20 protein-coding genes and 1 tRNA gene are annotated in these 20,543 nt (G+C 60.8%); 12 read left to right on the forward strand and 9 right to left on the reverse strand.

The genetic code is table 11. From position 1 onward, the window contains the following. Positions 1–73: 73 nt before the first annotated feature. Complete coding sequence (gatB, locus tag OLZ32_RS13340; RefSeq protein WP_168302890.1) at positions 74–1,576, forward strand: Asp-tRNA(Asn)/Glu-tRNA(Gln) amidotransferase subunit GatB; 1,503 nt, start codon at positions 74–76, stop codon at positions 1,574–1,576. 3 nt (positions 1,577–1,579) lie between these two features. Then, positions 1,580–2,080, forward strand: a complete 501-nt coding sequence (locus OLZ32_RS13345) for a GNAT family N-acetyltransferase (RefSeq protein ID WP_264395667.1) — start codon at positions 1,580–1,582, stop codon at positions 2,078–2,080. Here the strand turns inward: OLZ32_RS13345 and OLZ32_RS13350 are convergent. Beyond that, complete coding sequence (locus tag OLZ32_RS13350) at positions 2,077–2,676, reverse strand: hypothetical protein (RefSeq protein WP_264395666.1); 600 nt, start codon at positions 2,674–2,676, stop codon at positions 2,077–2,079. The genes OLZ32_RS13345 and OLZ32_RS13350 overlap by 4 nt on opposite strands. Before the next feature lie 58 nt (positions 2,677–2,734). Between OLZ32_RS13350 and OLZ32_RS13355 the strand changes: the two genes are divergently transcribed. The 3 genes from OLZ32_RS13355 to OLZ32_RS13365 all read left to right on the forward strand — a co-directional run bounded on the left by OLZ32_RS13355 (position 2,735) and on the right by OLZ32_RS13365 (position 4,251). After that, entirely contained in the window at positions 2,735–3,199 is a 465-nt protein-coding gene (locus tag OLZ32_RS13355) for a GNAT family N-acetyltransferase (protein WP_017991228.1), read from the forward strand. A 103-nt stretch (positions 3,200–3,302) separates the two neighbouring features. Beyond that, the gene (locus OLZ32_RS13360; RefSeq protein ID WP_003539071.1) at positions 3,303–3,701 is read left to right on the forward strand and encodes an NADH:ubiquinone oxidoreductase subunit NDUFA12; all 399 of its coding nucleotides are present in this window, start codon (positions 3,303–3,305) and stop codon (positions 3,699–3,701) included. Positions 3,702–3,816: 115 nt separating this feature from the next. Further along, positions 3,817–4,251, forward strand: coding sequence for a DUF2155 domain-containing protein (locus tag OLZ32_RS13365; protein WP_003539072.1), 435 nt, complete (start codon positions 3,817–3,819; stop codon positions 4,249–4,251). Between the two features lie 112 nt (positions 4,252–4,363). Here OLZ32_RS13365 and aat read toward each other — a convergent pair whose 3' ends face one another. The 5 genes from aat to OLZ32_RS13390 all read right to left on the reverse strand — a co-directional run bounded on the left by aat (position 4,364) and on the right by OLZ32_RS13390 (position 8,194). After that, complete coding sequence (aat, locus tag OLZ32_RS13370; RefSeq protein ID WP_017991229.1) at positions 4,364–4,978, reverse strand: leucyl/phenylalanyl-tRNA--protein transferase; 615 nt, start codon at positions 4,976–4,978, stop codon at positions 4,364–4,366. A gap of 7 nt (positions 4,979–4,985) precedes the next feature. Beyond that, positions 4,986–6,341, reverse strand: a complete 1,356-nt coding sequence (gene accC / locus OLZ32_RS13375) for an acetyl-CoA carboxylase biotin carboxylase subunit (protein ID WP_017991230.1) — start codon at positions 6,339–6,341, stop codon at positions 4,986–4,988. 4 nt (positions 6,342–6,345) lie between these two features. Further along, positions 6,346–6,816, reverse strand: a complete 471-nt coding sequence (gene accB / locus OLZ32_RS13380; RefSeq protein ID WP_003539089.1) for an acetyl-CoA carboxylase biotin carboxyl carrier protein — start codon at positions 6,814–6,816, stop codon at positions 6,346–6,348. A 20-nt stretch (positions 6,817–6,836) separates the two neighbouring features. After that, positions 6,837–7,274, reverse strand: a complete 438-nt coding sequence (gene aroQ / locus OLZ32_RS13385) for a type II 3-dehydroquinate dehydratase (protein ID WP_017991231.1) — start codon at positions 7,272–7,274, stop codon at positions 6,837–6,839. Between the two features lie 161 nt (positions 7,275–7,435). Then, entirely contained in the window at positions 7,436–8,194 is a 759-nt protein-coding gene (locus OLZ32_RS13390; protein WP_003539091.1) for a DsbA family protein, read from the reverse strand. A 211-nt stretch (positions 8,195–8,405) separates the two neighbouring features. Between OLZ32_RS13390 and OLZ32_RS13395 the strand changes: the two genes are divergently transcribed. Then, positions 8,406–9,563: a pyridoxal phosphate-dependent aminotransferase gene (locus OLZ32_RS13395; RefSeq protein WP_264421272.1), complete on the forward strand. Its 1,158-nt coding sequence runs from the start codon at positions 8,406–8,408 to the stop codon at positions 9,561–9,563. A 39-nt stretch (positions 9,564–9,602) separates the two neighbouring features. On the opposite strand, the gene OLZ32_RS13400 is transcribed toward OLZ32_RS13395, so the two are convergent. Beyond that, positions 9,603–10,943 carry a DUF2778 domain-containing protein gene (locus OLZ32_RS13400; RefSeq protein WP_264395665.1) on the reverse strand — a complete coding sequence of 447 codons (1,341 nt, stop codon included), beginning with the start codon at positions 10,941–10,943 and terminating at the stop codon, positions 9,603–9,605. Positions 10,944–11,150: 207 nt separating this feature from the next. After that, positions 11,151–13,004 (reverse strand): PHA/PHB synthase family protein, encoded by a 1,854-nt coding sequence (locus OLZ32_RS13405; protein ID WP_264395803.1) that lies wholly within the window; start codon positions 13,002–13,004, stop codon positions 11,151–11,153. Between the two features lie 150 nt (positions 13,005–13,154). On the opposite strand from OLZ32_RS13405, the gene OLZ32_RS13410 reads away from it, so the two are divergent. The 5 genes from OLZ32_RS13410 to recJ all read left to right on the forward strand — a co-directional run bounded on the left by OLZ32_RS13410 (position 13,155) and on the right by recJ (position 18,688). Next, positions 13,155–13,568, forward strand: coding sequence for a hypothetical protein (locus OLZ32_RS13410; RefSeq protein WP_003539095.1), 414 nt, complete (start codon positions 13,155–13,157; stop codon positions 13,566–13,568). 222 nt (positions 13,569–13,790) lie between these two features. Beyond that, positions 13,791–15,008 carry an LL-diaminopimelate aminotransferase gene (locus tag OLZ32_RS13415; RefSeq protein ID WP_026160221.1) on the forward strand — a complete coding sequence of 406 codons (1,218 nt, stop codon included), beginning with the start codon at positions 13,791–13,793 and terminating at the stop codon, positions 15,006–15,008. A gap of 66 nt (positions 15,009–15,074) precedes the next feature. Continuing rightward, positions 15,075–16,400 (forward strand): homoserine dehydrogenase, encoded by a 1,326-nt coding sequence (locus tag OLZ32_RS13420; protein WP_168253111.1) that lies wholly within the window; start codon positions 15,075–15,077, stop codon positions 16,398–16,400. A gap of 159 nt (positions 16,401–16,559) precedes the next feature. Next, complete coding sequence (locus tag OLZ32_RS13425) at positions 16,560–16,805, forward strand: hypothetical protein (protein WP_003539098.1); 246 nt, start codon at positions 16,560–16,562, stop codon at positions 16,803–16,805. Between the two features lie 80 nt (positions 16,806–16,885). Then, a complete protein-coding gene (recJ, locus tag OLZ32_RS13430; protein ID WP_264395664.1) occupies positions 16,886–18,688 on the forward strand; it encodes a single-stranded-DNA-specific exonuclease RecJ in 1,803 nt (600 codons plus the stop codon). A gap of 49 nt (positions 18,689–18,737) precedes the next feature. Here the strand turns inward: recJ and OLZ32_RS13435 are convergent. After that, positions 18,738–18,812 (reverse strand) — tRNA-Glu (locus tag OLZ32_RS13435). 357 nt (positions 18,813–19,169) lie between these two features. Between OLZ32_RS13435 and OLZ32_RS13440 the strand changes: the two genes are divergently transcribed. Continuing rightward, positions 19,170–20,531 carry a CapA family protein gene (locus tag OLZ32_RS13440; protein WP_264395663.1) on the forward strand — a complete coding sequence of 454 codons (1,362 nt, stop codon included), beginning with the start codon at positions 19,170–19,172 and terminating at the stop codon, positions 20,529–20,531. Positions 20,532–20,543 lie beyond the last annotated feature (12 nt).

The following is a 20,543-nucleotide window of genomic DNA, read 5'->3' on the forward strand; positions in this document are numbered from 1 at the left end:
GCGAAAGCCTTGCACCGGCACGCCATTTCCTTTACCTCACCAGTGGAAAAGAACAGCCTGCAAAGAGCATCAGATGACCCTTGTCGACGTCCGCACGCCTGATCCGAAACGCTTCATCCCCGGCGCCACCGGCGACTGGGAAGTCATCGTCGGCATGGAAGTCCATGCCCAGGTGCTGTCCAATTCGAAGCTCTTCTCCGGCGCTTCGACGGAGTTCGGCAAGCCGCAGAATTCGAATGTCTCGATGGTCGACGCTGCCATGCCCGGCATGCTGCCCGTCATCAACGAGGAATGCGTCAGGCAGGCCGTTCGCACCGGCCTCGGCCTGAAAGCCCAGATCAACAAGCGCTCCCTGTTTGATCGCAAGAACTATTTCTATCCCGACCTGCCGCAGGGCTATCAGATCTCGCAGTTCAAGGATCCGATCGTCGGCGAGGGCAAGATCGTCATTTCACTTGGGCCGGACCGCCAGGGCCAGTTCGAGGATATCGAGATCGGCATCGAGCGCCTGCATCTGGAACAGGATGCCGGCAAGTCGATGCATGACCAGCACGCGACCATGTCCTATGTCGATCTCAACCGTTCCGGCGTTGCCCTGATGGAGATCGTCTCCAAGCCCGACATGCGCTCGTCCGACGAGGCCAAGGCCTATATGACCAAGCTGCGCTCGATCGTGCGCTATCTCGGCACCTGCGACGGCAACATGGACGAGGGCTCGATGCGCGCCGACGTCAATGTCTCCGTCCGCCGTCCGGGCGAGGATTTTGGCACGCGTTGCGAGATCAAGAACGTCAACTCCATCCGTTTCATCGGCCAGGCGATCGAATATGAAGCCCGTCGCCAGATCGGCATTCTGGAGGACGGTGGCAAGATCGATCAGGAGACCCGCCTCTTCGACCCGAACAAGGGTGAAACGCGCTCGATGCGCTCCAAGGAGGATGCGCACGACTATCGTTATTTCCCCGATCCGGATCTGCTACCGCTCGAATTCGACGACGCCTTCATCAAGGCACTCGAAGCCGATCTGCCGGAATTGCCTGACGACAAGAAGGAGCGCTTCGTGCGCGAGCTCGGCCTGTCGATCTACGACGCCTCGGTGCTCGTTTCCGAAAAAGCGATCGCCGATTATTTCGAAGCCGTCGCCGCAGGCCGTGACGGCAAGACGGCCGCCAACTGGGTGATCAACGATCTGCTCGGCGCACTGAACCGCACCGGCAAGGACATCGAGCAGACGCCGGTTTCGCCGGCCCAGCTCGGCGCCATCATCGATCTCATCAAGGCCGAAACCATCTCCGGCAAGATCGCCAAGGATCTCTTCGAGATCGTGCTCAACGAGGGCGGCGATCCCGCCGAGATCGTCGAAGCGCGTGGCATGAAGCAGGTGACGGATACCGGCGCGATCGAAAAGGCTGTCGACGAGATCATCGCCGCCAATCCGGACCAGGTCGAAAAGGTCAAGGCGAAGCCGACCATGGCGGCATGGTTCGTCGGCCAGGTGATGAAGGCGACCGGCGGCAAGGCCAATCCGCAGGCTGTCCAGGCCCTCGTCAAGGCGAAGCTCGGCATCGAGGAGTAAGCGGTGTATTTCGTCCGCACCGCCGGCGAGCACGACCTGGAGAAGGTGCGCGCCCTCCTGATCGAGAGCTTTCATGCCACCTATGACAGCCTGCATGGCAGAGCCAAGGTGGCGGATCTGATCGCCCATCTCTTTTCGCCGGCGGCGCTGAAGACGCGGCTGGTACGAAAGGATGCCGAATTCCTCGTTGCCGATGACGGCCGCAATATTGGCGGCGTGGGGTATGCGGCAATATCGCAGCAATTGACGAAGACGGTCATGCTGCATCTCCTCTATGTCAGGCCGGCGCTGCAGCGCCAGGGTATCGGCCGCGATATCTTCGCCGAGCTCGAAACCTGCTTTCCGGATGCGGAGATCATGCGCCTCGAAGTCGAACCGCAGAACGCTGCCGCGATCGCCTTCTATCACACGCATGGCTTCACCGAGGTCGGCCGCAACGAGAATAGCGGAGCCGGACAATCCGGCATTCCGGCGTTGGTGTTGGAGAAGCGCTTGGCGGGTTAAACGCCTGTATCGTTGAGTGCCTTGTGGTGGGTGTGGTAGGTCTGGAGCAGTTGCATCAGTCGCTCTTTGCTGACGGTAAGACCACTCGTTTCGATGCGCAGTTGCCGAAGTTCATTCGTCGCACGTGCGGTATGGAATCGTGAGAACACCGCTTTGCGACCCTGAATGCTGTCTGGTCGGCACCAGACAGCGATTGTATCTCCGGTGCCTTCTGCGTCCGTTCCCGGCGATGCGGACAACAGGTTGCCCAGAACCAGAAAAATTGTTCGCAAAATCCTTTGCGCCAGCGTGGGTGCCGCGGCCTCGATGCGTGCGACTGCCGGCCACGGAATTAATTCTTGCATTAGCCGAAGATCTTTGAAGCCATTTGGGCCTATCGCAATGATCGTCTTATTGGATGAAAAGATCAGGACATAAAGATTGCAAAATAGGTAGTACGCAATTGGCGGCCCAAAGAGGAGAGACAGGAAAAACGAATTCAAAGTCCTATCGAAAACCCAGAAGCCGAAGACAATTATCACCAGTGTTGATAGTGCAATTCTAAGCCGAATATCCCTGGCGGAGTATCCGATCTCACGGATATCGCTCAAGAACATCCGTCTTTTTCCTTCCGCAACAATCATCGTCCGATTATTACATAGGTAGAAAAGTGTGATGCCACAAGATTTGAATATCCGTGAAGCTCGCAAGGACGACCTGCCGGCGCTGGTGGCTATGTTTTCGGCCGATGCACTCGGCGGTCACGGCGATACCACGGAAGCTGAAGCTTTCCCGGATTATCTCAGGGCCTTCGCCGTCATCGAGGCTTCGCCCGACCAGACGCTTTACGTCGCAGAGCGTGGCGGCGAGGTCGTCGGCACGTTCCAGACGATGGTGACGACCTCGCTCACCGGCCGCGGCTCCTCGGCGATGATTATCGAGGCGGTGCAGACCCGTGCCGATATGCGCGGGCAGGGGGTCGGCGGACTGATGATCGAATTCGCCATTGCCGAGGCAAAAGGCCGCGGTATCGGGCGGGTAGCGTTGACCTCGAATGCAGTACGCAAAGATGCCCATCGTTTCTATGAAAGGCTGGGCTTCAAGCCCTCGCATCTCGGCTTCAAGATGGCTTTGAAATGACCCGTAGCTGTGGTGGAATCGCTGGACAATTCGGCTTGGCGACGGCATAAGCGAGGAAACGAATTCTGGTTTGGCTCGCATCTGGCGGGCACAAGGAAAAGACATGTGGAATCTTCTGGTTCAGACCTTTACCTGGTGGAACGGTCAGACGATGGGCACGCGTTTCGCGACCTGGCGTTTTGGCAAGCGCGTCGGCGAGGATGAATTCGGCAACGTCTACTACGAAGGCGGCATGTCCTCCTACGGTCTGCCGAAGCGTTGGGTGATCTACAAGGGCTATGCCGAAGCCTCCGCCATTCCGCCGGGTTGGCATGGCTGGATGCATCATCGCACCGATGTTCCCCCGTCCAAGGAAAACTACGTCGCCAAGGATTGGCAGAAGCCGCACCGGCCCAACCATACCGGTTCGCCGCAGGCCTATCGTCCGCCGGGCTCCATCGCCGTTCCGGGCGAACGCCCGCGCGTCACCGGCGATTACGACGCCTGGACGCCGGGCAACTGAGACGGCTCGACCGGGCGATCCCAAGACCCGGCTTTTGGCCACAATTGACCTTTACCCGCAGGTTGACCGCGCTTGACCGCGGCCGTGAACTGAAAATGTCTGGAGACGGGTACATATGAAGCTCTTCACGCGGAACATGGTCCTGCGTGCCGCCGGATCGCTGCTGGCGCTCTCGGCCCTGCTTCCGCCAGTTGCGGCAAATGCCGCACGCATCGAAAATCCGGTTGCCGTTTTTTCCGGCCTCGACAAGATCACCGGCCGCATCACGACCTTCGACGTTTATGTCAATGAGACGGTACAGTTCGGTGCGCTACAGGTGACACCGAAGGCCTGTTATTCGCGCGACCAGTCGGAAGCACAGAAGATCGACGGTTTCGTCGAGGTCGACGAGATCACCCTCGACCGCAAGATCCGCCGCATCTTCACCGGCTGGATGTTCGCCGCCAGCCCCGGCCTCAACGCCGTCGAGCACCCGATCTACGACGTCTGGCTGAAGGACTGCAAGGCAAACTCGGATGTCCCAGCTCCTGACGGTGCCAAGGCGAAATAGCTGCATCTTCGTTAGGCTGGCATCTCCCTATGCGCCTGATCCTCATGTGCTATCCGCAGGATCATCTCGGAGGATCGTCCCGCTCGATCAAACCTCCGTCGGATAATGATCGTCAGAAAGCCAGGTGCGGCGATTCCATCGCCGCAGCAAGCATCGCGGCGTATTCTGCCTTCGGAACGTCGATCGCTCCGAATGTTTTCAGGTGCTCGGTGGTGAACTGGGTGTCGAGCAGGGTGAAGCCCCTTTCCCGCAGCCGGTCGACCAGATGCACGAGGCAGATCTTCGAGGCATCCGTCCGGCGCGAAAACATGCTTTCGCCGAAGAAGGCCGAGCCGAGCGAGACGCCGTAGAGGCCGCCGACCAGCTCATCGCCCTCCCAGGCTTCGACGGTATGGGCATGGCCCATGTCGAAGAGCGTCGAGTAGAGCGATCGGATCGTCCTGTTGATCCAGGTGCTCGGGCGCCCGGATGTCTCCTCCGCACAGGCAGCGATGACCTGATCGAAAGCGTGATCGAAACGGATCTCGAAGAGTTTCTTGCGCACCGTCTTGGCAAGGCTTTTCGACACATGGAAATGGTCGAACGGCAGCACGCCGCGCAGTTCCGGTTCGACCCAGAAGATCTCCGGGTCGTCGGCGGATTCGGCCATCGGGAAGAGGCCGATGGAATAGGCGCGCAGGAGAATGTCAGGGGTTATGCCTGGTGACTTCCTGCGCGATCCTGCCATTCCTGTCCTATGCCGCCGGTGTGTTGGCGAGGTAGTCTTCCAGCCAGTGGATGTCGTAGTCGCCGTTGGCGATATCCTGGTTGGAGACGAGATCCTGGAACAGCGGCAGCGTCGTATTGATGCCGTCGACGACGAATTCGTCGAGCGCCCGGCGCAGGCGCATCATGCATTCGACGCGGGTACGGCCGTGCACGATCAGCTTGCCGATGAGGCTGTCGTAATAGGGCGGGATCTTGTAGCCCTGATAGGCACCAGAATCGATGCGCACGCCGAGGCCGCCCGGCGCGTGGAAATGCGTGATCGTGCCGGGTGAGGGCACGAAGGTACGCGGGTGCTCGGCATTGATACGGCACTCGATGGCGTGACCGGAAAAATGAACTTCATCCTGCGTTACCGAGAGACCGCCGCCGGAAGCGACGCGGATCTGCTCGTGCACGAGGTCGATGCCGGTGATCGCTTCGGTGATCGGATGCTCCACCTGCAGGCGGGTGTTCATTTCGATGAAATAGAACTCGCCGTTTTCGTAGAGGAATTCGATCGTGCCGGCGCCGCGATATTTCAGTTTTTTCATGGCGTCGGCGCAGACCTGGCCGATCTTCATGCGCTGCTCGACGTTGAGTGCCGGCGAATTCGCCTCTTCCCAGACCTTCTGATGGCGCCGCTGCAGCGAGCAGTCGCGCTCGCCGAGATGGATGGCATTGCCTTCGCCATCGCCGAACACCTGGATTTCGATGTGGCGCGGCTTGCCGAGATATTTTTCCATGTAGACGGCATCGTTGCCGAAGGCGGCTGCCGCTTCCGTGCGCGCCGTCGACCAGGCCTCGATCAGGTCGGCCTCGCTCTTGGCGACCTTCATGCCGCGTCCGCCGCCGCCGGCCGTGGCCTTGATCAGCACGGGATAGCCGATTTCAGCGGCCGTCTTCAGCGCATCCTCTTCGTTTTTCACTTCGCCGTCCGAGCCCGGAACGACGGGAATGCCGAGCTCCAGCGCTGTCGTCTTGGCGGTGATCTTGTCGCCCATGATGCGGATATGATCCGCCGTCGGCCCAATGAAGGTAATGCCGTGAGCTTCGAGGATATCGGCGAACTTGGCATTCTCCGACAGAAAGCCGTAGCCCGGATGCACGGCGTCAGCGCCGGTGATCTCGCAGGCGGCGACGATCTGGTGGATATTGAGATAGCTCTCGCGCGAGGAGGGCGGACCGATGCAGACACTTTCGTCGGCAAGGCGCACATGCATGGCATCGGCGTCGGCGGTGGAATGAACCACGACGCAGGCGATGCCGAGCTCCTTGCAGGCCCGGAGCACGCGAAGGGCGATTTCCCCGCGATTGGCGATGAGGATTTTCGAAATCATGGGCATCGGCCTATTCGATGACGACGAGGGCTTGGCCGTATTCGACGGGATGTCCGTCATCGACGAGGATCTCGGTCACCTTGCCTGACTTCGGTGAGGGGATCTGGTTCATCGTCTTCATCGCTTCGATGATGATCAACGTCTGGCCTTCCTTGACGGTTGCGCCGACTTCGATGAACGGCCGCGCGCCCGGAGCCGGCGCCATGTAGACGGTGCCCACCATCGGTGCATTGACGACATTGGCCGGGTTGCGGCTGGGCGCTGCGGCAGGCGCAGCAACGGCCGCCGCTGCGACTGCTGCGGGCGCGGCATAACCCGGTGCGGCGATCGGCGCCTGGACATATTGCGGCGTGCCGGCGCGCGAAACGCGGATGCGCAGGTCGTCCTGCTCAACCTCGATCTCCGTCAGATCCGTTTCGTTCAGAATATTGGCGAGATCGCGGATCAGTGCCTGGTCGATACCCGATTTCTTTTCAGCCATGGTGTTGCCCTGTCTTCTTCTTATGCCGTGATGTTCTTCAGCGCGTGGAGCGCCAGGATGTAGCTGTGAGGCCCGAAGCCGCAGATCACGCCTTTGCATGCCGGCGCGATCATCGACTTGTGGCGGAATTCTTCCCGTGCATGCACGTTGGATATGTGGAGCTCGACGACGGGAATGGAAATAGCGCGGATCGCATCATGCAGCGCGACCGATGTATGCGTATAGGCGCCTGCATTGATGGCAACGCCGACGGCCTTTTCGTCGGCCTCATGGAACCAGTCGACAAGCGTGCCTTCGTGGTTGCTCTGACGGAAGTCGATATCGAGGCCGAGTTCGCGGCCCGCGGCCTTGCAGTCCGTCTCGATGTCCTTGAGCGTCTTGCCGCCATAAATGCCGGGCTCTCGTTTGCCCAGCATGTTCAGGTTGGGGCCGTTCAGGACAAAAATCGTTTGCGTCATCGAATGTTCCGTAAAATGTACGACGGCAACCTATAGACTCCGCGAAGGCTGAATGAAAGCCCTTACGGATTGGCCAGCGGCAATCGTGCCACATTTGTCCACATGGTTGAAACACTTCGATTTTGGCGATTTGATGGGCTGCCGGCTGGCGACTGGTTTGCTCAGCAGGCGGTCTTGCCGCAGCTGCGCATGTTCTTGACCTTGGCTTCGAGATCGTCGAGCCCGACGGCGCCGGGCACCAGTTCGTTGCCGATCACATAGGAGGGCGTGCCGCTGATGCCGAGACTGGAGGCGAGCTGGTAGGTCGCCTGGACTATACCGTCATTCGGGCTCTTTGCCATCTCGGCGCGGATCTTGTCCTCGCTGACGCCGAGCGAAGCGGCGACGGCGACCGCTGTTTCGTCAGAGGCGCGGCCTTCGGTGCCGAGAAGGGCGACGTGGAAATCGGCATATTTCTCCGGTGCGAGCTTGCGGAAGGCGTCGGCGACCTTGTGGGCGGCAACCGAATCCGGCCCGAGGATCGGGAATTCTTTGAGGACGAAACGGACGTTCTTGTCCTTCTTCAGCATCGCCTGCATGTCGGGAAGCGCATGGCGGCAGTAGCTGCAATTATAATCGAAGAATTCAACGACAGTGACATCGCCCTTGGGATTGCCGAGCGTGACGTCGTTCTCCGATTCGAAGATGTCGGTGCTGTTCTCTTCGATCGCCATATTGGCCTTCACCGACCGCTGGGCCTCCTGCTTCTTCTGCAGCGCATCCTGGACTTCCAGCATGATCTCGGGGTTCTCGATCAGATATTGCTTGATGAATTCGCCGAACTCCTTCTTCTGCTGGTCGTCGAGCGCTGCCGCCGGAAGCGGAAGGGCGATCGCTGCGGCAAGTGCCAGTGCGGTGAGGGTCTTCGGGAAGAATGCCATGATATCCTCGTCATCGGCGATATGGTCGTCTCTTCATCGAAAAGACCGTCGCCGGGTTAATGGACTTGAATGCGTCGCGTCAAGGTACGGTGCGTTCGGTTCTGCTCAAACCAGAATTTTTCGTCCCCGCGCGGCCCTCGCGGGATTGTGATGAGCGGATTAATGCGGCAATTGTCGGGCCGTGATTGCAGAAGCTGAGCGAGAAACGATCTTGTTTTCCATATCGAAACGCAGCGAAGTCGAGCCTTTTCACGCCATGGATGTCCTGGCGGAGGCGACGAAGCGGCGTGCGGCCGGCCATCCGGTGATCTCGATGGCGGTTGGCCAGCCTTCGCATCCGGCGCCTCTAGCGGCCCTCGAAGCGGCGCGCGCAGGCCTTGCCGAAGGCCGGATCGGTTATACCGATGCGCTGGGGACGGCGCGGCTGAAATCGGCGCTCGCCTGGCACTACAAGGATCGCCACGGTCTGGAGATCGATCCCAAGCGCATCGCCATCACCACAGGTTCTTCGGCCGGCTTCAATCTCGCCTTCCTGTCGCTCTTCGATGCTGGCGATGCGGTGGCGATCGCAAGACCCGGTTATCCCGCCTATCGCAATATCCTCGGCGCGCTGGGTCTGAAGGTTCTCGAAGTGCCGGTAACGGCCGAGACCCACTTCACCCTGACGCCGCAAAGCCTCGCAGCGGCGCAGAAGGAAAGCGGCATCACGCTGAAAGGCGTGCTGCTCGCAAGCCCCGCCAACCCGACTGGCACGGTGACCGGCCGCGAGGGGCTGAAGGCGCTTTCGGATTACTGCGCGGCCCATTCCATCGCCTTCATCTCCGATGAAATCTACCACGGGCTGACCTTCGCCGGCGAAGAGGCGAGCGCGCTGGAGCTGACCGACGAGGCGATCGTCATCAACTCCTTCTCCAAATATTATTGCATGACCGGCTGGCGAATCGGCTGGATGGTGCTTCCCGAGCGCCTGGTTCGGCCGATCGAGCGGGTGGCGCAGAGCCTCTATATATCCCCGCCCGAACTTTCCCAGATCGCCGCCACGGCCGCTCTAAGCGCCGGCGCCGAGCTCGATCGTTACAAGGCCAGTTACGCCGCCAACCGCGATTTGCTGATGCGACGACTGCCGCAGATCGGGTTTTCGATCGCCTCGCCGATGGACGGCGCCTTTTACGCCTATCTCGACGTCACACGCTTCACCAATGACAGCATGGGCTTTGCCAAACGTATGCTCGCGGAAATCGACGTCGCCGCCACGCCCGGTCTCGATTTCGATCCGCTGGAGGGAAATCGAACGCTGCGTCTGTCCTATGCGGGCTCGCAAGCCGAGATCGCCGAGGCGGTAGAGCGAATCGCAGCCTGGTTGAAGTAGCGTCCGCTGCCGGGCAAGCGGCGGTGCGCTCTCCAATCCTCAGCTACGCGACGAAAACAGCGAGGCGAGCGTCGAAGACGGTTTGTTGTTCAGCCGCGGCACCACAACAAGCTGCTTGATGTCGCCGCGCTTGTAGGCGGCGAGGAAGCGGCGGTAATCCTTGAACGACACGCAGCCGTTGGAATCGCCGTTCTTGCCGAGCATGTAGGTGTGGGCGAGCAGGCCGACACGGTCATAGATGGCGTCCGAACCCTCGATCGGTGTCAGGCGCAGCGCCTCGACGCCGTGGAAAAGGCTCTCGCGCATGGTAAGAACATAGGTGTGCGGCGGCGTCGGTCCGCGCATCTTCTTGTTGGCGAAACGCGGCTTGTCGCGCATCTTGCCGAGCCCGGAATGGGCCTCGAGCCGCTCGCCGTTCGGCAGATAGACGATGCTGTTTTCGATATCGTAGATCGCCACGCCCGCGCGCAGCTTCGGCGAGAAGACCGGCTTGTCGTAGCGCGGCACTGCATCGTCCTCGTCATCCTCAATCGGCGAGTTCGGCTGGGCGTAGGCAAGCACAGGCTCGGCTGATCGCTCAGAACCCTTGGAGGCCGGTGTCGGTTTGCCGATGAGTCCATCGGGACGCGCCATCGGCAGCGGCACCGAACCTTCGTCCGGCGCCAGCACGAGATCGAAGGGTGGCGCGTCTTCCGCGGCGGCGACGACCACCGGAGCTGCTTCCGATGCGGGAACGGAGGCCGTTTTGAGGGGAGATGCGGTTGGCTCGACCGGAGCCGGCGCGATTTGCCGGGATCCGGCATCGGCAAGAGCAAGCAGGGTCGGGAGTTCGGCTGCGGCGACCGCCTCCTTCGAGGGAACGATGATCCGGTCGCCGTCGTCTTCTTCCGTCTCGGCCGAGGCGAGCTCGACGGGCGCCGCCGCGATCACGTCGTCCTTGCGGAATTTGGCGCTGTCGGAGATCGCCGCCACGACCGGCTGTTCGGCAGCCATGACGAGCCGGTTGTTTTTGGCGAGAACCGCAAGCGCCGTTGCAGCGGCAGCGGTCTTTTCGGCATGGGATTGAATGAGGCTCGCCGTCAACGGGACCTTCGGCTTCGCATCGAAGGCGGCTAGCCGGTCGGCCTTGCCGACATGGATCAGTCTCTCATGGCGCGGTGAAGGCGCCACCTTCGGCGCAGCCGCCACCTGTGCCAGGCGATCCGGCGGAGAATAGGGAGCGGCTATCGAGTGCATCGTCGCGAAGGTCGCGATCAGCCATGTGGAGGTCAGAAATCCGGCGCCGACAACACCGTAAAGGAAACCGCGAGATCTGCGCCAACGGAAAGCAGATCCGCCAAGAGGGGTGACGTCATCGAACGTCCCGACCGCACACGCCATACTACACTCGTCTTTCAAACTCGCTACGCAGGCCGGCGGCACTGACTGACTACACTTCGCCGGGGCCGGTACAGGCGCAAATGGGCCGAATTTAGACCACCCACGACGTCCGACTGTCTCGCAAGGATGACGAATTATGGTTTCTAATTTGTTTACGCGGCGTCGCTCTGTCTCTCGACGTCTCAAAAAGAGATGTGTTGGGCCTTCTCAGGCACGCTCCATCACATAACTTCCCGGCGCTTCCTCGATCGCGTTCAACGCATCGCCGCCGGGTTTGCGGGCCGGCACGCGTCTGCCGTCATGCGTCTCGATCCAGGCCTGCCAATGTGGCCACCATGATCCCGGGGTCTCGGTCGCCTGCTCGAGCCAGGTCTCGTAGTCCCCCTTGGCGGGGCCGCCGGTCCAGAATTGATATTTCTTCCTGTCGGGCGGGTTGACGACGCCGGCGATATGTCCGGAGCCGGTCACGACGAATTCCACCTTGCCGCCGAAGAACCGGCTGCCGAGGAAGACGGACTTGGCCGGTGCGATGTGATCCTCGCGGGTGGCGAGATTATAGATCGGGATCTTCACGTCCTTCAGCGACACGGACTTGCCGTCGAGGATCATCTCGTTCTGCGTCAGCGCATTCTTGAGATAGCAATTGCGCAGGTAGAAGGCATGGTTTGCCGCTGCCATGCGGGTCGAATCGGCGTTCCAGAACAACAGGTCGAAGGGCAGGGGATCCTGGCCCTTGAGGTAGTTATTGACGAAATAAGGCCAGATCAGCTCGGAGGCGCGCAGCATGTTGAACGCCATCGACATCTTCGTGCCGTCCAGATAGCCGGCCGCCTGCATATGCTCTTCGAGCGATTCAAGCTGCTCCTCGTCGACGAAGACCTTGAGGTCGCCGGCATGGGTGAAGTCGACCTGGGTGGTGAAGAGTGTCGCGGTCTTGATGCGCTTGTTCTTCTCCTTGGCATGCAGCGCCAGTGTCGCGGCAAGCAGCGTGCCGCCGACGCAGTAACCGACGGTGTTGACGTCCTTCTCGCCGGTCGCCTTCTCGATCGTATCAAGCGCGAAATCGATACCCTCGCGGGCATAGGCCGCCCAGTCCTTGTCGGCGTGGCGCGCATCCGGGTTGACCCAGGAAATGACGAAGACCGTCTGACCCTGGTCGACGCACCATTTGATGAAGGATTTTTGCGGGTTGAGGTCGAGAATATAGAACTTGTTGATCCAGGGCGGGCAGATCAAAAGCGGCCGCTTCAGCACGGTTTCGGTCGAAGCCTCGTACTGGATGATCTGGCAGATATCGTTCTGGGCGATCACCTTGCCGGGCGTCAGCGCCATGTCGCGGCCGACGGCGAATTTCGTCATGTCGGTCTGGCGAAGGCGAAGATCGCCATGTCCGGCAGCGATATCCTCGGCCAGCATCTTCATCCCGCGCACCAGATTGGCGCCGCTGGTCGCGATCGTCTCGCGGTAGAGCTGCGGATTGGTGGCGATGAAGTTGGTCGGCGAAAGCGCTGCCGTAATCTGCTTCACGTAGAAGCCGGCCTTGTGTTTGGTGTGCTCGTCGAGGCCTTCGGTCTCCGACACCATCTTTTCCACCCAGTCGGTCGTGACGAAATAGACCTGGCGGAGAAAATCGAAGAACGGATTCTTTTGCCAGTCCTCGTCCGAAAAGCGCTTGTCCTTGCGGGTGTCCGGCTCGGGTGGCGTGGGATCACCCTGCATGCCGCGCGTGCCTTGCATGCGCTGCATCGAGCGCATCCAGATGCCGAAGAACGAGGACATCAGCTGCGTCTGTGCCTCAAAGGTGCGGCGCGGATCGGAAATCCAGTATTCGGTGACCTTGGAAAGCGTCTTGACCATGTCGGTCATCGGATCGGCGGCGCTTTCGCTGATCTCGCCGCGTTCGCGCGGCGCAAGCCAGGCAGACGCTGCTTGTCCGAGATTTTCGAGCGCCCGGGCGAAATTCATCGCCATCGCCTCAGGATCCTTCAACAGATAGGGATCGAGATCGGTCGCGTCGAAGCCGGTCTTGCCGCCATTCTCCTGCTTGCTGTCGGTCACCATTTCCTCCGGCGGCAGCACCACTCTTTTTATCCATTCGTTGTACATCGTGATCGAACGAGAAAACAAGTTCCACCCGCGTCGGCTCATGCTATTGCTTTGTGGCTGCGACAAATTTAACAGTCGAAGCAGTCAAAACTGGATTTTTGAGGCATGACGAAGAACGGCATTCGGCGCATCGCAACCTTCAACCGCACCGCACTGATCTGCGCCGCGGCGGCGATGGCCCTTGCCGGATGCAATCTGACGGCGGAACAAAAAGCCGCCGCCGCCGCCAAGCGAGCAGCGCCGACCGCCGTCGTCATGCCGGCCACCAAGGGCGAGGCGGCCGAGGGCGGCCTGGCAAAATACCCGGACGGCTATCCGAATTTCGGCGCGCCGCTGACGGCTGCCAATGTCCAGATGAGCGACGAACAGGCCGCCGACCTGCAGCATCAGCTGACGGCACTTGGCGCCCGGCGCAAGGCCGGCACGATCTCGGAAGCCGAATATCAGGCCAAGGTCGCCGAAATGCGGCGTCTCGCCGCCGAGCACGGCACTGATACCCTGTCTGAAATCTCCAAATAGACCTTGCCTTTCAGGCAATTTGGACGCAAAGCCTTCGGCAAGGATCGGAAGATACAATTTTCCCGATAAAGCGCGTTACGCGGCCTTTCCGTCAAAGATTCGCCGCGTCGCTTGGGTCTGATGAAATACGGCGTTGCGATTCTGAAGTTCGTGTCGCAGCCGCCGGGAGACGGAACGAACTTCGACTGCGGCCCGAAATGCCGCCTTTCCATGGGGAATGAGATGGAAGAGTTTCACAAAGTCCGGCGTTTGCCGCCTTATGTTTTCGAACAGGTCAACCGTTTGAAGGCAAGCGCGCGAGCGGGCGGCGCCGATATCATCGATCTCGGCATGGGAAACCCCGACCTTCCCACTCCCCAGTCGATCGTCGACAAGCTGTGCGAGGTCGTGCAGGATCCGCGCACGCACCGCTATTCCTCTTCAAAGGGCATTCCGGGCCTGCGCCGCGCCCAGGCCGCCTATTATGCCCGCCGTTTCGGCGTCAAGCTCAACCCGGATACCCAGGTGGTCGCCACCTTGGGCTCCAAGGAAGGCTTCGCCAACATGGCGCAGGCAATCACCGCGCCTGGCGACGTGATCCTCTGCCCGAACCCTACCTATCCGATCCACGCCTTCGGCTTCCTGATGGCGGGCGGCGTAATCCGTTCCATGTCGGTGGAGCCGGATGCGAGCTTCTTCGAACCGCTTGAACGTGCCGTCCGGCATTCGATCCCGAAGCCCTTGGCGCTGGTTCTCAATTATCCTTCGAACCCGACGGCCTATGTCGCGACGCTCGATTTCTACAAGGACGTCATCGCCTTTGCCAAGAAGCACGACATCATCGTGCTCTCCGACCTTGCCTATTCGGAAATCTACTTCGACGGCGCCCCGCCGCCGTCGGTTCTCGAAGTGCCGGGCGCGATGGACGTGACCGTCGAGTTCACCTCGATGTCGAAAACCTTCTCCATGCCCGGCTGGCGCATGGGATTTGCCGTCGGCAACGAGCGACTGATCGCGGCGCTCACCCGCGTCAAGTCCTATCTCGACTACGGCGCCTTCACGCCCATCCAGGTGGCGGCGACGCATGCGCTGAACGGCGATGGTTCCGACATTGCGGAAGTTCGCAACGTCTATAAACGTCGCCGCGACGTCATGGTCGAAAGCTTCGGCAAGGCCGGTTTCGATGTGCCGCCGCCGGCTGCGACGATGTTCGCCTGGGCGAAGATCCCGGAAAAGTTCCGTCATCTCGGTTCGCTGGAATTCTCCAAGCTGCTGGTCGAGAAGGCCGACGTCGCCGTTGCCCCGGGCATCGGCTTCGGCGAAATGGGCGACGACTACGTCCGTCTGGCACTTGTCGAGAACGAACATCGCATCCGCCAGGCTGCGCGCAACATCAAGAAGTTCATGTCGACGGCAGACGAGACGATGCACAACGTCATCTCGCTCAACGCCCACCGTTAATTCCAACCTTGAAGACAGCCGCAAATCTGCGGCTGTCTCTCACCAGAGACATTTCAGGATCGATCCATGGCAGATGCCCTCAAAATCGGCATTGCGGGCTTGGGCACCGTTGGCGCCTCGCTTGTCCGCATCATTCAGCAGAAGAGCAACGAGCTTGCCGTCACCTGCGGGCGTCCGATCACCATCACGGCCGTCTCGGCACGTGACAAGGCGAGGGACCGCGGCATCGATCTTTCCACTGTTACCTGGTTCGACCGGCCGGAGGAGCTTGCCGAAAAGGGCGATATCGACGTCTTCGTCGAGCTGATGGGCGGCGCCGAAGGGGCGGCCAACATCTCGGTGCGCGCAGCACTCCAACGTGGTCTCCATGTGGTGACAGCCAACAAGGCGCTGCTTGCCTATCACGGCGTCGAGCTTGCGACGATCGCCGAGGAGAAGGGGTCGCTGCTGAACTTCGAGGCGGCAGTCGCCGGCGGCATCCCGGTCATCAAGGCGCTGCGTGAATCGCTGACGGGCAATTCCGTCTCGCGCATCTATGGCATCATGAACGGCACCTGCAATTACATCCTGACCAAGATGGAGAAGGAGGGGCTTTCCTTCGCCGAATGCCTCAAGGAAGCGCAGCGGCTGGGTTATGCCGAGGCTGATCCGGCCTTCGATATCGAGGGCAACGACACCGCCCATAAGCTTTCTATCCTGACGACTCTCGCCTTCGGCAATCAGATCGCGGCCGACGACATCTATCTCGAAGGCATCACCAACATCTCGATCGAGGATATCCACGCAGCCGCCGAGCTCGGTTATCGCATCAAGCTCTTGGGCGTTGCCCAGCGCACCGATACCGGCATCGAGCAGCGCGTGCACCCGACCATGGTGCCGGTCGATTCGGTTATCGCCCAGGTCGACGGCGTCACCAATGCGGTGGCGATCGAATCCGACGTGCTCGGCGAACTGCTGATGGTCGGCCCGGGTGCCGGCGGCAACGCCACGGCCTCGTCGGTGCTTGGCGATATCGCCGATATCGCCAAGAGTCAGCCAGGCGCCCAGCGCGTGCCGGTGCTCGGCCATCCCGCAGCGACACTGGAGCCCTACCGCAAGGCGCAGATGCAGAGCCACGAGGGCGGCTATTTCATCCGCCTGACCGTGCTCGACCGCACCGGCGTCTTTGCCAGCGTCGCAACCCGCATGGCCGAAAACAACATCTCGCTGGAATCGATCGTCCAGCGCTCCAAGCAGCACCTGGCGCCATCGCACCACCAGACGATCATTCTCGTCACCCATGCGACGACAGAAGAGTCGGTGCGCAAGGCAGTCGTCTCGATCAAGTCGGAAGGTTATCTCTTCGGTGAGCCGCAGGTCATTCGCATCGAACGGCCGAAAGAGGAAGGCTGAGCCTTTTTCTCGTCCCGGAGGACCGTCGCGCCGCCCTGTCCCTGCAGGGCGGTTTTTTGTTATCTATTCAACCTTTCGTTACGGAAGTCTATATTAACAGATACCGAAATATTGATATAACTAAACCTAAGATGGTGAGTCGTCTGGGTGGAGAATTTCATGAGCAAGGACAGCCACGCCGGGAAGGGGTATGGCTACCCGAGCGACGTCCCGCCGAACCATCCTGATTTGCCTGAGGAAATCCTCAAGCCGGCCTACCGTGAAATTCCTGAAGAGGTCTCTGGTGAGGCTGATGACGAGGAAAACACGGAAGGCCGCAACTGGGCCATTCTGCTGACGCTGTTTTCGTTCCTGCTGGTGCAGTTCGCCGGCATCGCTATGATCATCTGGGCGGTGTTTTGGTAAAAACCCGTGTCTGCAAATCCATCGCTATGTTATCTCCGCTGCTCCTGTAGAAAGAGCAGATGAAGTCAGCGGAGTGTGGCATGGCAGATCTCGTCGATCCGGTACAGCGCGCGTTTCTCGGCGTGGAGAAATCCGCGCTCGACAATCGCTGGGTCGCGCGGCTCGACCAGGCAGGGCAGAACCGCGCGCTGGCCATGTCGCAGATCCACGGACTGCCGGATCTGATCGCCCGGGTGCTTGCCGGGCGCGGCGTGACGGTGGACGAGGCGATCGAATTCCTCGATCCGACGATCCGCAGCCTGATGCCCGATCCCCATAGGCTGACCGATTGCGAAAAGGCCGCGATCCGCCTCCTGCGTGCCATCGAGCGCGGCGAGAGCGTCGCGATCTTCGGCGACTACGACGTCGACGGCGCCGCCTCCTCGGCACTGATGTTCCGTTTTCTCAGCCATTTCGGCGTCAGGGCGACCATCTATATTCCCGACCGCGTCTTCGAAGGTTACGGCCCCAATCCGGCGGCGATCAATCAGTTGATCGATAACGGCGCTCAGCTGATCGTCACCGTTGATTGCGGCTCCACCAGCCACGAGGCGCTGGCCGCCGCTGCCGCGCGCAATATCGATGTCGTCGTCATCGATCACCACCAGGTGACACATGAGCTGCCGCCCTGCCATGCCCTCGTCAACCCGAACCGCGAGGACGATCTCTCGGGGCAGGGGCATCTTTGCGCCGCCGGCGTCGTCTTCATGGTGCTGGTCGCGACGCTCCGGCTGCTGCGCGCGGCCGGCAACAAGCGCATCCTGGCGATCGACCTGCTGCAGTGGCTGGATATCGTGGCACTGGCAACGGTCTGCGATGTGGTGCCGCTGAAGGGCCTCAACCGCGCCTATGTCGTGAAGGGCCTGGTCGCTGCCCGCCACCAGAGCAATGCCGGGCTTGCAGCACTGTTCCGCAAGGCGGGGCTCGCCGGCCCGGTGACACCCTATCATTTCGGCTTCCTGATCGGCCCGCGCATCAATGCCGGCGGGCGGATCGGCGACGCGGCACTCGGAAGCCGGCTGCTGACGCTCGACGACGCCGGCGAGGCGGACGTGATCGCGCAGCGCCTGGACGAGCTCAACCGCGAACGCCAGGCGATGGAGGCGATCATGCTGCAGGAGGCGGAAGCCGAGGCGCTTGCCGAATATGGCGACGGCGAGGGCGCCTCCGTCATCGTCACCGCCCATGAGAAATGGCATCCCGGCATCGTCGGGCTGATCGCGGCGCGGCTGAAGGAAAAATTCAAACGGCCCGCTTTCGCGATCGCCTTCGATCCCTCCGGCCGCGGCACCGGCTCGGGCCGCTCGATCAACGGCTTCGATATGGGCAGGATGGTGCGGGCTGCGGTCGACGAGGGGCTGCTCGTCAAGGGCGGCGGTCACGCCATGGCCGCGGGGCTGACGGTCGAGCGCGCCAATCTCGGCAGGCTGAGAACCTTTTTCACGGAGAAAGCCGAGAGGACGGTGGCCGGCCTCGTCGCCAACGAAACGCTGAAGATCGACGGTGCGATCGGCGCAAGCGGCGCCACCCTCGAACTCATCGACCGCCTGGAGGCGGCCGGCCCCTATGGTTCGGGCCATGCACAGCCGCTCTTTGCCGTGCCGGCGCATCGTTTGCGCGACGCCCGCCTGGTCGGTGAGAAACATGTGAAGGTGACGCTGGAGGCCATGGACGGATCGCGACTCGACGGCATCGCCTTCCGCGCCGCCGACACGCCGCTTGGCAATCTTCTCATCAATTCACGCGGCGCCAGCCTGCATGTCGCCGGTTCGCTCGGTGCCGACCACTACCAGGGCGCACGCCGCATCCAACTGCGCGTCTGCGATGCTGCGCCGGCGAAATAGAGCGGTCGCGCAAGAATGCTGACGATGGGAAGTGTCAAGGGAAAGAAAGTGGTACGCCCTAGGGGAGTCGAACCCCTCTTCCCAGAATGAAAATCTGGTGTCCTAACCGATAGACGAAGGGCGCTTCCTTCGTGGTGGCGCCCTTATAGTCAGCGCCTTCGAAGGCCGCAAGCGCCAAGGCGCGAAAAAATCATCGTTTTCGCCGATTTATTTCGGCTGTGGAAAATCACGGTACCGCTTACTGCCGACGCGCAGCACAGGCTGGTCAAAGACGTGTATCGATGCACCGAGAGATATGCCGAAACGGCATTTCTGAAAGGCAATCGACGAAACTAGTGATAGCTGCCCGGAGTGCTATGTTCGAGATGCGACGGGAGTGAGAAATGTCGCTTTGGGAGATTTTCAAGCTCACGAATATGAGAACGGCAGTCGGACGAACGCAGGCTCTCTGTGCCGGCGTCTCGTCGGCTCAGGAGGTTTTATGGTGTCGACACGGAACTGGAAAGTGGCGTTGGCGGGCGAGTGCATGGTGTGTCGCCCATTTGCCATGCACGACGAGCCTCAATTTACCGAGGTTTGGGACGTCCTTAAGGACGCAGACGTCACTTACGGTCATTTGGAAATGAATTTCGCCGATTACGACGAACTGAAGTGGCCGGCTCGAGGCCAAGGCATCGGAAGTTTCATGATGGCAGACCCTGAGATTGCCAAGGATCTCAGGTGGGCCGGCTTCGATATCATGTCTACCGCACACAACCATAGTTTCGATTTCGGAGCCGAAGGTCTGATCGCGACCAAGAAGCACATGAAGGCCGCGGGCATCGTCACAGCCGGCACCGGCGCGGATCTCGAGCTCGCCAGCGAGCCGGGCTACGTCGACAAGAAAAACGGACGTGTCGCACTCGTCTCGACAAGTTCCGGCAATCAGCATTTCATGTGGGCGGGCATGCCGAAGGGTGCGCTACGCGGTCGCCCTGGCGTCAATCCCCAACGCCTCACCTTTGAATTCATGGTGGACGAGCAGACCGCGAGGAATCTCAAGGACTTTGGCGAGAAGTTCAATTTCATGAAGAAGCCGAAGCATGGCCGCGAGGGGTCTTTCGGCGTTCAAATTCCCGGCGCCCAGCAATGGGGCGATCCCGAATCCTTCTTCGTGGGCGACCGCTGCGAAGTCATCAGCCGCTGCCACAAACGCGACCTCGAACGCAACCTTCGTTCCGTCCACGAGGCGCGCTCCATGGCAGACCTGGTGATCGTCGCGCATCATTTCAGTGTCTCGGATGGTCCGCGAGGCGATACGCCGCCTGGCTTCGTCAAGGAGTTCGCTCACGCGGTCATCGACGGCGGCGCCGATATCTACATCGGCCACGGCTGGCATCGGACATTGGGCATCGAGATCTACAATGGCAGACCGATATTCTACGGCATTGGCAACTTCTTTGCTCAATCCGAATTCATTCAGCGCGTGCCCTATGACAGCTACGACGCCTGGGGACATGACGTCGACCGCCTCTCAATGCTGACGCCCGCCGCCCATCCCCTTCATCCCGGCCTCGATACGCCCACCGACACCTGGTGGAGTTCCGCGGTGATCAAGCTCGATATGGAGGGGGAGAGGCTGAAACGCATTCTGCTTCATCCGGTCGAAATGGGGCGCGACACCTCGCCTGATGTCAAACAGACCCGGCGCACCGGCAAGGGCGACCATCACAATACCGAAGGGCGGCCGATGGTTGCCAAGGGAGAGGATGCCGTGCGCATCATCGATCGCTATCGTCGCTTGTCTGAACCGTTCGGAACGAAGATCGAAATCAGAAGTGGCGTCGGCGTTATCGAGCTGTAACGAGAATACGCC

The organism is Rhizobium acaciae (genome assembly GCF_025941625.1).
GTDB lineage: Bacteria > Pseudomonadota > Alphaproteobacteria > Rhizobiales > Rhizobiaceae > Rhizobium > Rhizobium acaciae.